The organism is Paenibacillus sp. GCM10027628 (genome assembly GCF_042676385.1).
Taxonomy (GTDB): Bacteria; Bacillota; Bacilli; order Paenibacillales; family NBRC-103111; genus Paenibacillus_E.
Genome location: NZ_JBHTHA010000052.1, coordinates 36,932 through 50,658, shown reverse-complemented (window position 1 = coordinate 50,658; position 13,727 = coordinate 36,932). Strand labels below are relative to the sequence as shown.

The following is a 13,727-nucleotide window of genomic DNA, read 5'->3' as shown; positions in this document are numbered from 1 at the left end:
TAGGGGGCTTCTTTTTAGCATCTCATTTATCCTATCGAGAGAAGCTCTCGCACTTCCTGCTCCGTCAAAGCGGACAACGCTTCTTGGCCCGGCTGGATCACTTCGTCGATCAAGTTTTTCTTTCTTTGCTGAAGATCATACATTTTGTCTTCGATCGTACCTTGGGCGACGAGGCGAATCACTTGTACAACCTTTTTCTGCCCAATGCGGTGCGCACGATCGGCTGCCTGCTGTTCAACGGCAGGGTTCCACCACAGGTCATAAAGAATGACGGTGTCCGCTCCGGTCAGGTTTAGTCCTGTGCCGCCCGCCTTTAGGGAAATAAGGAATAAATCGCGTTCGCCTTCATTAAACCTTCTGCAAAGTTCCACGCGCTCTTTAGTAGGCGTTTGGCCGTCCAAATAAAAATGCGGAACACCCAGGTAGCCTAACTCCCGCCCGATCATGCCGAGCATCACTGTAAATTGAGAAAAGATAAGTATCCGTTTGCCCGCACTTCGGCACTCCTCCACAATGTCCAGCAGCTGTTCGAATTTGGCCGAGCTTCCGGCATAATCCTCGATAAACAAAGCGGGATGGCAGCACAGCTGGCGAAGCCGGGTCAAGCCGGCCAAAATTTTGATCCGGTTTTTCTGAAACCCTTTTTCGTTCAAATGCTTTAATGTTTCCTGCTGCAGCTTGGCTAGGTATGCCGTATATAACTTCTTCTGTTCCGGCAGCAGTTCGGAGGCTTGAAGCGACTCGATCTTCTCCGGGAGCTCCTTCAGTACGTCTGTCTTGAGTCTTCGGAGCAAAAACGGACGAACCCGCTTAGCGACGGTTTCTCTGGACAATTCGTTGAATGCCTTGCGTCCCGGGAACAATCCGGGGGACACGACGTCCATAATGGACCATAACTCCTCCAGCCTGTTCTCGATCGGCGTTCCCGTGAGTGCGAAACGGTGCTGGGCTTGAATCCCTTTCACCGCTTGAGCTGTCCGCGTCGTGTAATTTTTAAAAACTTGCGCCTCATCTAAGAAGAGGGTATGAAAAGAAAGCTCGACATACATTTCATAATCTCTTCGCAGTAAAGGATAGGAGGTAATGATGACGTCTTTTTGTGAGGCGTTTCTCAGCAATTTACTCCGTTCCTCTTTGGTTCCGTCAACGATGACAGCTTGAACATCCGGGGCGAACTTGTGTAGTTCATTCTGCCAGTTATAGACTAGCGAAGCGGGAGAGACGATAATAGCCGGCAATTTCTGATCGCGAATTTCCGGAAGGACGGAGACGAGAAAAGAAATGCTTTGCAAGGTCTTACCGAGCCCCATGTCATCGGCCAGAATGCCGCCGAATCGGTAATGGGATAGCGTTTTTAACCATTGAAATCCATACTTCTGGTAATCGCGAAGCACGCTGACCAGACTGCCCGGAATTGGGAAGTCCAGATTGTCCGGATTTCGCATGTTTTCCAGCAGCCGGCGGAACGATTTCCCTAGTTGGACGGAACTTCCGCTCAACTGGGTATCGATCAAGTGGAGTCCTCGAATAAGAGGGATATGGATCCCGCCTTCCTGAATGTCCTCTTGACGAATCCCCATTTCATTCATAAGGCGGACAATTTCTTGAAACTCTGCGCTTTCCAGCGGCAATAATGCGCCATCCGGAAGACGATGATATCTCCGTTTCTCCTCCAGGGACTTGAGCAAATGGCGGATTTCCGATTCCGGAATGCCTGCCATATCGAACTTGAAGTCGAGCCAATCGGTCCGTTCATCCGAATCTACTTTGACCTTTGGCGCTGTAAGCCCTGTCAGGAGTCTTGTTTTCACAGCAGATGTTGCAAAGACTTGCGCGAGCTTTTCTAATTGCGGCAATTCATGGTACAGGAACTCATACTCGGCTTCTTCGCCATCCAGAAAATATCCGCCCTCCGTCCTGACGAAAGCGCTCTGCTCCATAAGGTCGATAATTTGTCGCTCTTGTTCGCCGTCACGCAGGAGAATACGATCCGCGCCGAGTCTCTGATTATTTCCTTCAAGAGGATTAATAATGATTTCACCGTATTGAAACTCCAGCCCCGCTAGCAGTCGATCCTTAACGCGATCCAAATAAAGCTTGGCCTTTAAAGGTGTTTGCGTAATGCGGTCGGAAACGGCCTGAGCGATTCGCACGCTCCCCAGCTTCATAAGACCAGGAACGACTTTTTCCATAAAGGGTTCCATAAGCTCTGGCCGAATCGGAATACTCATTTTACGGGAGTGCTCCAGCATCTGCTTCATCTCTGAAAGGCGCTTGCAGGCATCGCTTTGCAGCTTCAGCAATTTTCCTTCATGAATAACAACGCTATATGCCTCCATAACGGTAATCTCGTTAAGTCCCTGAACCTCCAATTGGTAACCGTCCGCTTGCGCTTGATCGAATTCAAAATGAAGTGGGAGTGATTCTTCCGAAATTTGAAGACTATTGAATATTCTATCATTGTGTTCGAGATGTGCCATAGGAGCATTAGCAAGCAGAGGAGCAAGGCTGTCCCATAAAAAAGGAGGAACCAGAAGCGTCCGTTCACCGCCCATTGGGCGCATAAGCACGGAATTCGAAGCTTCGCGAATCATCATTTCGTTCTGATAAATGTGAATCAATTGACGAAGGATGGCGTCATTTTCGTTTTGAAAGCGGTGAAGCTCCGGATCATAGCGGAATTGTTTGGTAAACGCATGCGTTTCTCGGCGATCTATCCGCTCCAGAAAATCCCTAATGTTTTGTACAATATATAACCGCTTGGGTCCAATCTTTATCTCGATACCGAACATATACGATTGGTAACCGTAGGCGTAAGGCTTGCAGATGAACTCCACATCCAATACGGCCCTGTGATCAATAAGTGAGCGGGTAACATTGGAGCGTAAAGGCTTGCTGCCGAACAATTCCAGAATGCCGCTGGTCAGCTTATTGTCTCTGGTTGCGGCCCCGTCATCGGACGCTTCAACAAGATGTAGATTTGAAGGATCCGATTGGGCATGTAATGAACGCGAATGCTGCATATTTTGAATATTCAGCAGGACAGCTGCGATATGTTCGCAGTATAAATCGTCAGGATAGTAATCGGGACAAGTGCATTCTGCATGGACATTCTGTTCTTGAACAAACTCAACATAAATGTGGCTTAGGGACTTTTCTTTCACCGTTGCTTCATAAATCAAACCAGCAGGATCTACGTTCGTGAAAGTTACTCTTCCTTGGTGATAGTGGTTTTCTCCGTTTTCGTAAGCGAACCGCCCGCATAATTTTTTTACGGCATCGACTGTCAATCGAAAGCTCATGGTAAGAATCCGTCCTTTTGAATAAATATCATACTCCATATGATAACAGATTGAACGCGAAATAAAAGAAAGGGCCTTCCCCGGTCATTGACGATGACGAGTAGAAAGCCCGATGTTTATATAGCACGTTCTTTTAAATTGGTGTCCGAGTAGGTATCGCGGATGCGGAGAATCGCGGGCAGCTGCTCAAAAAACACATCGACAACTTTCGGGTCAAAATGCTCGCCTCGCTCCTCTTTGAACAGGTTCAAGATACGGTCAAGTTCCCAAGCTTTTTTATATACCCTTTCGCTGCCAAGCGCGTCGAACACATCTGCGATCGCCGTGATCCGTCCATAAATATGAATTTCTTCACCTTTCAATCCCTGAGGATAGCCCCGTCCGTTCCACTTCTCATGGTGCTCGTATGCGACGATGGCTGCCGTCTTGAGAATGTGGCGATTGGAATTTTTAAGCAAGTTATAGCCGATAAGCGTATGGTTCTGCATGACTTTAAACTCTTCATCGGTCAATTTGCCTGGTTTCTTAAGTACATCATCGGGAATGGCGACTTTGCCGATATCATGCATAGGCGATGCCATTTTCAGCAGATCCGCTTCTTCTTGATTCATGCCCAAACCAAGTGCAAGCACATAAGAGTACTCAGCCACACGCTTGACATGGTTCCCTGTCTCTTTCGAGCGGCTCTCGCTGATTTCACCCATCGTGAAAATGATTTCCTTCTGCGTCTCTTCAATCTCATGCGTCAGCAATGCGGATTCCAACGATTTGCCGGCATAGGATGCGGCCAGTGTTAAATACTCCATATCTTTATCCGAAAATTGTTCGTTCGGCGTCATTTTGTTTACAGCTTGATAGGCGCCCATAATTTCACCTTCATTGTTGCGGAAGGGAATGACCATCAGCGCCTTGGTTCGATAACCCGTTTGTTGATCCGTACGCAGAGCGCCGTTGATCAAGTAAGGCTTGTATTCTTCATTGGTATAGGCATCGTCGATAAATACAGCCTTATCATGAGTTACCGCATAACCGACAAGACCGGCGGTGCTTGGAATACGTATTTCGTCGACCCCGTGGGCGACCTTGGACCAGAGCTCGTTCTTGTTAGCATCGAGCAGCCACACTGTACAACGATCGGATACGATCATGTCACGTCCCATATCAGCCATTAGCATAAGTACATGATCCAGAATTCGTTCATTTGCGATTTTAGCCGCATAGTCAAATATGATGCGCAGCATCTCTTGAGGCTCAAGATCTTTTTTGAAGCGAGGTTCTAAACCGAAAAGTTCATGTCCCATGGTAGTCTCCTTAGCGTTCTCCGAAGTAAACTGTGCTGATCCCTATTTTACCATATACTTCTCTCAGAAAGTTCGGATTCCTGCTGAAATTTCACTTATTTTGATTGATTTTGTCGAATGTGAATGTATCTTTTACAAAGATGGTGACGCTAAAAGCGGTATGTTACAATGTGTAGGATGAATCGAACGGATTTGGTTGAAAAGAATGGGAGTGGTAAGTGTTGGAATGGTTATGGGGAGCTATAGGGAGCCTTGTTATCGCAGGTGTTGCTTGCTGGAGGGGATCCTTGTCCGGAAGCGGTTTTTTAGCCGCTATACTGCTTGGAACCACGATGTATGCGCTAGGCAGCACGGCATGGTTCGGTACACTCATTGCATTCTTCGTTTCTTCGACTTTGCTTTCTAAATTCAAACATAAACGGAAAGCGGAAGCGGAGAGCGGATATGCGAAAAGCGGGAGAAGAGATGCCGGGCAAGTTGCGGCGAATGGGGGCATAGGCTTGTTGCTTTGCATCTGTAATTCGTTGTGGCCTAACTTGGCATGGTGGGCGATTTTCATTGGAGTTATGGCAACGGTGAATGCCGATACATGGGCGACAGAGATTGGTGGGCTCAGTAAATCTGCGCCAAGGTCGATCGTCAGCGGGAAGCGAGTTCCAGCCGGTACGTCGGGCGGTGTAAGCGGAATGGGCTTGTTCGCGTCTCTCCTGGGAGGTATGTTCATTGGAGCCGTTGGGTGGATATTGAGCCAAATGGGCGGCGGAGAAGTAAAAGAAGCAGCTATTGGCATGCTTCCCCTCCTATGGATAGGCGCACTATCCGGACTTGCGGGTTCTCTAATCGATTCTTGGCTGGGCGCGACCGTGCAAGTCATGTTTCATTGTGAAGTCTGCGGCAAAACGGTAGAGAAGGAGTTTCATTGCGATACGCGCGCTGGGCAAGCGGGAGGATGGAGAGGCATGACAAATGACTACGTCAATGCCGTCAGCTCGCTCACAGGAGGGGTTATTTGTTTGGTTTTATTCATCTTTGCGGGAATAAGCTTTATTTAATACCCAAATGAGTAAACCGAGCATTCCGAGCACGATAAGGATAGAAAAAACAATAACTGCAGTCATGAAATCAAGCTCCCCTTTATTCATCTTGACAGGCTTTTAGCCTTTGATTATTGTAATTCACACACATCAACAAAACAACCCTGTTCCCAAGTAAAAAGGACAGGGTTGTTTGTGTTTGCTAGTGAACGCTAGAACTACCGGCCTCTTGTGTCTGAGCGTCTAGGACAGGTTGTCCAACTGGTGCAGGTGCAACTGCATCTTGCAGCTGCTTCTCTAACTGACGAACTTTTCGCTGAAGCTTGTACTGGCGTATCATGCCGAACATGCCGACGATCAGGCCGCCTAGTAGAGTCGATGTTAAAATAACGAGAATTAATGGCGTATTCGTTTGTGTAAACAAGAAATTAACTTGCACAGGCTCAACATTGCTAACAGCAAAGACAGCTGTAATCAGGGCGAAAATCAAAGCGCAAATCAGTATCCACTGCATTTTCATACCATGTTCTTCCTTTCATAATGGAAAAGGCTGAAAGCTTGCGCCTTCAACCTTTTCAAGTCGATATTATTTCGTCAGCTCTTCCATTTGGTCGAGAAGCGAGCTGAAAACGCTCATTGCTTGCTTGATCGGCTCTGGGGTCGACATGTCAACGCCGGCGCGTTTCAAAATATTCAGCGAATAGTCGCTGCCGCCGCTTTTCAGGAAGCCGAGGTAGCGGTCCACAGCAGGTTGGCCTTCGTCCAGAATTTGCTTGGCAAAGCTGGTGGCTGCGGAGAAGCCGGTCGCATATTTATATACGTAAAAGCTGTTGTAGAAATGAGGGATGCGCGCCCATTCCATTTCGATATCCTGGTCCACGACCATATCGTTGCCATGGTACAGCTTATTTAGCCCGTAATAGATTTCGCTGAATTCTTGTGGTGTCAAAGAGTCTCCGGATTCCGCTTTTTCGTGGGTGATCATCTCGAATTCGGCGAACATCGTCTGACGGAATACGGTCGTCCGGAACTGATCCGCGTAGTAAGTGAGCAGGTAAAGCTTTTCTTTCGGATCGGTCACGCGTTTCAACAAATAGTCCATAAGCAGTGCTTCATTAAGCGTAGAAGCTACTTCCGCAAGGAAAATCGTGTATTGCGCGTAACGGTAAGCTTGATTCTCGTCGGACAAATATGAATGAATGGCATGCCCCATTTCATGCGTCAATGTGAACATGCTGTTCAAGTTGTCCTTATGGTTCAGCAGGACATAGGGATGCGTGCCGTAAGCGCCCCAGCTGTACGCGCCGTTGCGTTTGTTTTTGTTCTCATAGACATCGATCCAATGGTTATCGAAACCGTCTTGAAGAATTTTCAAATAATTCTCGCCCAGCGGAGCCAAGCTTTTCTTAATCTCTTCTTTGGCCTGCTGATAGGTAATATCCATGTTGAATTCTTCCACCAGCGGAGCAAATAAATCGTACATATGCAGTTCATCGACTTTAAGAAGCTTCTTGCGAAGTTTCAAATAGCGCTGCAGTTGAGGCAAAGAATCGTGAACCGTGCTGATCAGGTTCGTATATACTTCTTTCTTGATGTTATCTCCAAAAAGTGTGGATTCCAACACCGAAGGATATTGGCGAGCCTTGGCATAGAAAATATTTTTGTTAATATTTGCGCTGAGCGTCGCGGCAATCGTGTTCTTTTGACTGCGATATGTAGAATAGACCGCTTCAAAAGCACGTTTCCGCACTTCAGGATCGCGGCTTTCCAGGAACTGAATGTAGCTGCCGTGGGTTAGCTCGACCTCTTCACCCTTCTCGTTCTTGATCTTAGGGAACTTCAAGTCGGCATTGTTTAGCATGCCAAAAATCGTACTCGGTGCTCCGGCCATGTTGCCGGCTTGCGCCAATAGCGCTTCCTGCTCTTTCGAAAGCGTATGCGGCTTCTGGCGAATCATTTCGTCGAGCGTATCTTTGTAAAACGATAAGGAAGGATCATTCACGAATTGATGGAGTTTTTCTTCGGATAAACTTAAAATTTCCGGTGAAACGAAAGAGAGCGCTTCGCCAACTTCGACGCTGATTTTTTTCGCTTTATCGGATAAGGCCTGATAAGTAGGTTCTGCCGTGTCCTCGTGGTGCTTCATGTTTGCATAAACATAAAGTCTTTCGGTTTTTTGAGAGACCTCATCCTCGAGTTCAAAGATCTGCTTTATTGCGGCAGGATCGCTCAGCTTCCCTTGGAAAGCGCTGATTTTGCCAAGCGAGTTTTTCACTTGTTGAAATTCTTGATCCCAAGCTTTCTGGTCGGGGAATATGTCCTCCAGATTCCAACGGTGCTCGGCCGGTACTTGTTTACGTTCCAAAATTTGAGTCATCGGAGCCCTCCTGTCCTTGGTTTGAGATTGAGGTAACCTTACTTCATTGGCGTGCAAATCGGCAGCGGGAACAGAGCTTAGAAGAATTCCCAACGCTGCAGTTACGTAGATCCAGCGCATAGCGGTCAGCCCCCGGCGTTTACCCATCCAGGAAATCATGAACTGAACTCCCATAAGATGGTTTTCACCTAGTATGACCTTAAGCCCATACATTTATGATTATATGAAAAAGCTGGAAAGAAGTAAATTTGACAATCACATGCCTAGGCCGAAAAAGCTGATCAAAACAAGTACAAATGAAATGGAAACCATCACAATGGCAAGAAGCGCGAGAGATCGTTTGAACTGCGGGGGAAGGGAGTCTTTCTTCATAATTAGAATAATAGCCAGGCAAAAGGAGACGAGAATAAACGTTAATATGGTACCGGAATCGGTCATTGCGGATCATCCTATCAGATTAAAATAGTGGAATGAAAGCTTCAATCATTGTTATGTTTCGCTAAAGACGATCGAAATCCTTTTATAGGTCGTTGTATGATGTCTAAAAAGCTTGGAAAACCTACCTATTTGTTAGGAATAGAAGGCTGCAATAAAAGCCGAAAGGGAGGCAAGCATGACGACACAGATGATTGCGGATCCTGTTGCGAAAAAGCCCGTAAACAGCGGGCAATCCCAGCCAACAGACGGTCTCACGGTAGCTCAATTTATTCTTGAGCAGCTATCCGTATGGGGAGTCAAAAGAATTTATGGCGTGATTGGTGACGCTAATTTATATGTATTGGATGCTTTGGCTAAACAGAACAAGATCGCCTACGTCGCCTGCAAGCATGAATGCAGCGCAGCATTGATGGCTTCGGCAGAAGCGAAGCTAACCGGCTGGGTCGCGGTATGTATGGCAACAAGCGGGCCGGGAATTGCCAATTTGCTGAACGGTTTGGCAGATGCGGCGATGGATCATGCCGGCGTAATTGTACTAACCGGGCAGGTAGCGACGGCTTCTATCGGCACTCACGCGAAGCAATACATCAATCAACAGCAGTTGATTCATCCAATAGCCTCTACATCGGAATTGCTCGCACATCCGGATGCGCTTCCCGAACTATTGCAAAATTTTTTCGTGAAGTCGAAGATGAATGGTGAAGTAACTCACTTAAGTATCCCGAAAGATATGTTTCAATTGCCGGTTCAGGGAACAGTGCGAGCCTATCCTCAACATTTGCATCAGAAGCGGCTGACACCGGAAGAGCTGATTCAACAGGCAGCCGAGCAGCTTGCAAAGTCGCTGAAGCCGTCTCTGCTCATAGGAAGAGGGGCATTCTCAGCTGCCGATAAAATAAGGCAGCTTGCGGAAAATGTGCAAGCTGCTGTAGTGACCACGTATACGGCGCGGTCCCTGTTTCCCAACGATCACGCCCAGTATGCGGGCGGTCTCGGACAAGCGGGGAGCGAAGCATCCAGCGTCTTACTCGCCGAGAGCGATTTGATCCTCGTGCTCGGCGGCACGTGGTGGCCGGACGATTATGCGCCAACGCAAGCGCGCATCTTGCAGATCGATCAATCCCCCGGGAATATGGGGATTGAGCATGGCCTAGAGCTCGGCATTGTGGGCGATTTGGCGCAAATCGTCCCGCGATTGTTCGAGCTCGTATCGGCGAAGCCGAAAGACCGTGCCGCCTGGAAGCAGCGTATCGCGGAAGTCGCCGGCGGCTGGAAGGCGCGTATCGAGCAGGAAGCAGGCTCGAACGCAAGCCCGCTCGCGCCGCAGCGCGTGATTCGCGAGCTGTCGGGCCAGCTCGCCCCGGACGCGATCGTCGCGGTGGATACCGGTGACCACACGCTGTGGTTCAACCGTATCTTCCAAGCCAAGCGGCAGGAGATCCTGATCTCTGGCCGCTGGCGGACACTCGGCTTCGCCTTGCCCGCTGCCATTGCAGCGCAGCTGGAATACCCCGAGCGCCAGGTCATCGCTTTGGCCGGCGATGGGGGTAGCGTGCAGACGCTCATGGAATTCCAGACCGCTGTGCAGCTTGGGCTGCCGATTGTGATGATCATCATGAACAATGAATCCTACGCCATGGAAAAGAATCGCATGCTGGCCAGCGGTATGCAGACATTGGGCAGCGAGCTTGTAAACCCCGACTTTGCTCTTATCGCTCAAGCTTGCGGCGGTATTGGACGCAAAGCGGTTTCTGCTGGTGAGTTTGAGCAAGAGCTTCGAGAGGCGCTGGGGCAACGCAAGCCATGCATACTCGAAGTAACGGTGCAGGCTGCCATGGTTCCACATACGAAAATATAGGTCGCCCGGCTGCTTTCAATTAGCCTGCGTTCTGCATAGTACCGTCCGGATCTTCACCGTCTTCGACTTTAACCAGCATCAATTTGCCGCGGGAGTCCGTTTTGACCGTAAACCGGTCTTCGGGCTCTATTTGCGCTTCATCGCTTAATTCTTTCGGTAAGGTCAATTGTCCGCGTTCTCCGACCTCGACCAGGTAACCGACCGTTTTCATCCACTTGCCGGCGGCTAATACCGCGACAATGAGTATGCCAATCAACAGCCATTTGGCAACCGGATTGGATTCGAAGAAAGGCTTAAGGAATTTTTCGCCTGTAATCATTTTTCCGGCGGTTAATACAAGAACGCCGGATCCGATATAGATGATCGACGGGTATTTTTCAATCCACTTAATAAACAATGTACTTCCCCAAACGACAATAGGGACACTGACTAAGAGACCGACAATGACGAGCAAGAACTCACCATGCGCGGCGCCGGCTACGGCAATCACGTTATCGAGCCCCATGACGGCATCGGCAATAATGATCGTCCGGATGGCCGCCCACATACTGTCTTTGGCTTCAATATTATCGTGATTTTTTTTATCCGTAAGTAGTTTATAGGAAATCCAGATGAGCAGTAATCCGCCTGCCAGTAAAAGTCCGGGAATTTTAAGCAAACTTACGACGATGAGCGTAGCAAGCGCACGAATAATAATGGCTCCGACAGTTCCCCATAAAATAACCTGCTTCTGTGTCTCTTTTTTTAGATTTCGTGCAGCCATGCCAATAACAATCGCGTTATCCCCCGCAAGCACCAAGTCAATGAGGATGATACTGAGTAATGAGACAAAAAAACCGGTTGACAACCAATCCATACCTAACACTCCTTTAAACTTTTTTGAAAAAAAATAGAGCCCAGCACCGTAGACCGGTGAAGGCTCTATTTCATCAAAAAAGACCTTCACCAATAAAAATTGGCAAAGGTCTTGCTAACAACGTGTTCGTTGCCAATAAAGCCGGGACCTGATGAGGATCCGAATTGACGACTTTACTGTGACAGCTACTCCCCTTTGGAGTGAAAACTATGCATTTATGTTTTAATTATAAGAACAAAACAATTCTAAAGTCAAGCCTAAAGAAAAAATGCCTAGACTTCGTTAAAAGCATCCATGATGGCTTGCCACTCTTCTTCCGTACCGGAAAAAGTTTCTTTCGGGAATTTTTCCTTCGCCCACTGCATCATCGCCGGTCTGCCGATGAACGTGTGGCATTCTTCCCCCCACTGATCGGAAATTTCCGTCAGTACGATTTTGGTGCCGTGAACCTCGACATTCATCATGTTCCATTTGTCTTTTTTGTAAATGGTATGTTTTTTTATCATATCCGCTGCTGCTCCCTATTGATTCAGTTGATGTCATCATACCGCATGGTCACTTTGAAATCAAGAAACGATGGTTGCGGCAAGCATAAAATGATGGTAAAATCCTCCTAATCCTTTCCAGAGGGAATGGAGGCCAGGTTTTTAGCCCAGAATGAGTTGAGCCGAGAAGAGGAGAGATGAGTATGGAGCAAAAGCGAATTTACGAGCAGGTTGGGGTCGCAATGACCTCCAGATCGTACGCGGAGTACGAGAGAATGTTTCTGCTAAATGACAAGGAATTGCAGGGAAAGCGAGTACTGGATGTGGCAGGCGGCGCATCGTCGTTCACGGCGGAAGCCAGGCGGAAGGGTGTGCTTTCGGAAGCGGCCGATCCGTTGTACAGCAAGTCTGTAGAAGAAATAACGGAACATGGCATGCAGGAGATTGAAGTTGTCGCCGCCAAGATGGAGAAGCTTGTTGATGTGTATAACTGGGAGTTTTATGGATCTGTCGAGAAGCACCGGGCAGGTCGAGTGGAAGGGCTTCGGCTCTTTTCAGAAGATTTCGCTAGCCCTGACGCTCGGGTCAGGTATCATACATCAATACTGCCTAATCTCCCTTTTGCAGATAATTCGTTTGATCTAGTGCTTTGCAGCCATTTCCTCTTCTTATATGAAGAACAGTTTGATTATGGGTTCCACTTAGCGTCTGTTCGTGAGCTGCTGCGCGTCTGTAAAACAGGAGGCGAAGTTCGGATTTATCCGCTGCTGAACTTCCGAACAGTGGAATATTGCAGATTGCAAGAATTATTGGATGAATTAACATCATCTGGGTATTTGGTTCGAAAAAGTAAGGCGAATTTACCGTTTTTGCCGAATTCAGAGCAATTTTTGGTCATTTCCAAGTCCATTTGTGCATGATCCCAAACCGTCAATTATAACTGTTTTTTACCGGAAAGACATGGTTTTGCAAGTTGATTTATACAGCTGATGGTGATATAATTTTGGTATTCGCCACAGATGGCGATATTTTTAGGAGGTTGTTCATTTGAAAGGTACAGTTAAATGGTTTAACGCAGAAAAAGGCTACGGATTCATTCAAGTTGATGGTGGAGACGATGTATTCGTTCACTTCTCCGCAATCCAAGGCGAAGGATTCAAAACATTAGAAGAAGGCCAAGAAGTTGAGTTCGATATTACTCAAGGTAACCGCGGCCCTCAAGCAGCTAACGTCACCAAATTATAAGAAATTGGGTCTACCCACTTATAAATAGAGTGTCATAGCACAAACAACAAAAGACGGATCCGGGGTAACTCGGAGCTGTCTTTTTTGCTTTGTGCCGATAATTGAAAGCGAAAAGGAGCTTCCCTCGGGTAGCTCCTTTCTCATCCTATTAGTCGATAAATTGCAGAATCTCATCAATTTCTTTACGGGCTAATTTACCCGGGCGTTCTTGCGGGTGTCCGAGTGCAATCACCATATTAATCTGACACTCTTCCGGGATCGCCAGATATTCGCGAATTTGATCTTGCGCGAGTAGGACAGGCCCTGTCATCGGACAAGTGGCCAAGCCTCTGGCATGTGCTGCCAGCATCAAGTTTTGGGAAGCCAGGCATGAACTCTTGATGCCTTCTTCGGCCCAAACATGCTCATCCACAAGCGCGATCGGATCGAAAATGCGCTCACGGAATTTGGATGCGTACGGAGTGGCCAAGCAAATAATCAGTACCGGAGCGTCTGAAAAAGCTGTCGCGTAAGGACCGAACGATTTTACCAGCAAACGGGCTTCTCTGGATAGACCTTTTTCCTCCGCCGCAGCTGCTCTGAGATGAAGTTGATCCCAGGTCATTTGCTCGATATGTTTAATTTTCTCTTTATTTCTTATCGCAATAAACTGCCATGTTTGGGAGTTCGTATCGCTTGGGGCGTATCGGGCACAGTCGATGATCTCGCGGATATCGTTGGCTGAAACCTCCTGCTCCGTAAATTTCCGAACGCTTCGACGCTCGAGTACAATCGTCTTAAATTCTTCATAGTTCATAAGAAACATGTAACCTGCCTTTACTTCTCAGTTTA

The 13,727-nt window shown here is 47.7% G+C and carries 12 protein-coding genes; 4 read left to right on the top strand and 8 right to left on the bottom strand.

Going from position 1 to position 13,727, the window contains the following annotated elements; genetic code table 11:
* Nucleotides 1-26: 26 nt before the first annotated feature.
* Both ACFQZT_RS31545 and ACFQZT_RS31540 read right to left on the bottom strand, forming a co-directional pair.
* Nucleotides 27-3,302: a DEAD/DEAH box helicase gene (locus tag ACFQZT_RS31545; protein WP_379306798.1), complete on the bottom strand. Its 3,276-nt coding sequence runs from the start codon at nucleotides 3,300-3,302 to the stop codon at nucleotides 27-29.
* 116 nt (nucleotides 3,303-3,418) lie between these two features.
* Nucleotides 3,419-4,603, bottom strand: coding sequence for an HD domain-containing phosphohydrolase (locus ACFQZT_RS31540; protein WP_379306796.1), 1,185 nt, complete (start codon nucleotides 4,601-4,603; stop codon nucleotides 3,419-3,421).
* A 221-nt stretch (nucleotides 4,604-4,824) separates the two neighbouring features.
* Between ACFQZT_RS31540 and ACFQZT_RS31535 the strand changes: the two genes are divergently transcribed.
* Nucleotides 4,825-5,655 carry a DUF92 domain-containing protein gene (locus tag ACFQZT_RS31535; protein ID WP_379306794.1) on the top strand — a complete coding sequence of 277 codons (831 nt, stop codon included), beginning with the start codon at nucleotides 4,825-4,827 and terminating at the stop codon, nucleotides 5,653-5,655.
* A 184-nt stretch (nucleotides 5,656-5,839) separates the two neighbouring features.
* On the opposite strand, the gene ACFQZT_RS31530 is transcribed toward ACFQZT_RS31535, so the two are convergent.
* The 3 genes from ACFQZT_RS31530 to ACFQZT_RS31520 form a co-directional block, all read right to left on the bottom strand.
* A complete protein-coding gene (locus ACFQZT_RS31530) occupies nucleotides 5,840-6,157 on the bottom strand; it encodes a LapA family protein (protein WP_379306792.1) in 318 nt (105 codons plus the stop codon).
* Between the two features lie 66 nt (nucleotides 6,158-6,223).
* Nucleotides 6,224-8,014, bottom strand: coding sequence for an oligoendopeptidase F (gene pepF, locus ACFQZT_RS31525; protein ID WP_379307025.1), 1,791 nt, complete (start codon nucleotides 8,012-8,014; stop codon nucleotides 6,224-6,226).
* A gap of 255 nt (nucleotides 8,015-8,269) precedes the next feature.
* Nucleotides 8,270-8,452, bottom strand: a complete 183-nt coding sequence (locus ACFQZT_RS31520; RefSeq protein ID WP_379306790.1) for a hypothetical protein — start codon at nucleotides 8,450-8,452, stop codon at nucleotides 8,270-8,272.
* A gap of 175 nt (nucleotides 8,453-8,627) precedes the next feature.
* Here ACFQZT_RS31520 and ACFQZT_RS31515 point away from each other — a divergent pair, with 175 nt between their 5' ends.
* Nucleotides 8,628-10,310: a thiamine pyrophosphate-binding protein gene (locus ACFQZT_RS31515; protein WP_379306788.1), complete on the top strand. Its 1,683-nt coding sequence runs from the start codon at nucleotides 8,628-8,630 to the stop codon at nucleotides 10,308-10,310.
* A 19-nt stretch (nucleotides 10,311-10,329) separates the two neighbouring features.
* Here ACFQZT_RS31515 and ACFQZT_RS31510 read toward each other — a convergent pair whose 3' ends face one another.
* Together ACFQZT_RS31510 and ACFQZT_RS31505 are read right to left on the bottom strand one after the other, a co-directional pair.
* Nucleotides 10,330-11,166 (bottom strand): YjbE family putative metal transport protein, encoded by an 837-nt coding sequence (locus tag ACFQZT_RS31510; protein WP_379306786.1) that lies wholly within the window; start codon nucleotides 11,164-11,166, stop codon nucleotides 10,330-10,332.
* Nucleotides 11,167-11,438: 272 nt separating this feature from the next.
* The gene (locus ACFQZT_RS31505; protein ID WP_379306784.1) at nucleotides 11,439-11,672 is read right to left on the bottom strand and encodes a hypothetical protein; all 234 of its coding nucleotides are present in this window, start codon (nucleotides 11,670-11,672) and stop codon (nucleotides 11,439-11,441) included.
* Nucleotides 11,673-11,854: 182 nt separating this feature from the next.
* Between ACFQZT_RS31505 and ACFQZT_RS31500 the strand changes: the two genes are divergently transcribed.
* Nucleotides 11,855-12,571 (top strand): class I SAM-dependent methyltransferase, encoded by a 717-nt coding sequence (locus tag ACFQZT_RS31500; RefSeq protein ID WP_379306782.1) that lies wholly within the window; start codon nucleotides 11,855-11,857, stop codon nucleotides 12,569-12,571.
* Nucleotides 12,572-12,698: 127 nt separating this feature from the next.
* Nucleotides 12,699-12,896 (top strand): cold shock domain-containing protein, encoded by a 198-nt coding sequence (locus ACFQZT_RS31495; protein ID WP_188174947.1) that lies wholly within the window; start codon nucleotides 12,699-12,701, stop codon nucleotides 12,894-12,896.
* 148 nt (nucleotides 12,897-13,044) lie between these two features.
* Here ACFQZT_RS31495 and ACFQZT_RS31490 read toward each other — a convergent pair whose 3' ends face one another.
* Entirely contained in the window at nucleotides 13,045-13,692 is a 648-nt protein-coding gene (locus tag ACFQZT_RS31490) for a nitroreductase family protein (RefSeq protein WP_379306780.1), read from the bottom strand.
* Between the last annotated feature and the right edge of the window lie 35 nt (nucleotides 13,693-13,727).

What these genes read in the sequence shown, in the direction of transcription:
- ACFQZT_RS31545 (WP_379306798.1), bottom strand. Translation starts at nt 3,302, where the DNA reads ATGAGCTTTCGATTGACAGTCGATGCCGTAAAAAAATTATGCGGGCGG.
- ACFQZT_RS31540 (WP_379306796.1), bottom strand. Translation starts at nt 4,603, where the DNA reads ATGGGACATGAACTTTTCGGTTTAGAACCTCGCTTCAAAAAAGATCTT.
- ACFQZT_RS31530 (WP_379306792.1), bottom strand. Translation starts at nt 6,157, where the DNA reads ATGAAAATGCAGTGGATACTGATTTGCGCTTTGATTTTCGCCCTGATT.
- pepF (WP_379307025.1), bottom strand. Translation starts at nt 8,014, where the DNA reads ATGACTCAAATTTTGGAACGTAAACAAGTACCGGCCGAGCACCGTTGG.
- ACFQZT_RS31520 (WP_379306790.1), bottom strand. Translation starts at nt 8,452, where the DNA reads ATGACCGATTCCGGTACCATATTAACGTTTATTCTCGTCTCCTTTTGC.
- ACFQZT_RS31515 (WP_379306788.1), top strand. Translation starts at nt 8,628, where the DNA reads ATGACGACACAGATGATTGCGGATCCTGTTGCGAAAAAGCCCGTAAAC.
- ACFQZT_RS31510 (WP_379306786.1), bottom strand. Translation starts at nt 11,166, where the DNA reads ATGGATTGGTTGTCAACCGGTTTTTTTGTCTCATTACTCAGTATCATC.
- ACFQZT_RS31505 (WP_379306784.1), bottom strand. Translation starts at nt 11,672, where the DNA reads ATGATAAAAAAACATACCATTTACAAAAAAGACAAATGGAACATGATG.
- ACFQZT_RS31500 (WP_379306782.1), top strand. Translation starts at nt 11,855, where the DNA reads ATGGAGCAAAAGCGAATTTACGAGCAGGTTGGGGTCGCAATGACCTCC.
- ACFQZT_RS31490 (WP_379306780.1), bottom strand. Translation starts at nt 13,692, where the DNA reads ATGAACTATGAAGAATTTAAGACGATTGTACTCGAGCGTCGAAGCGTT.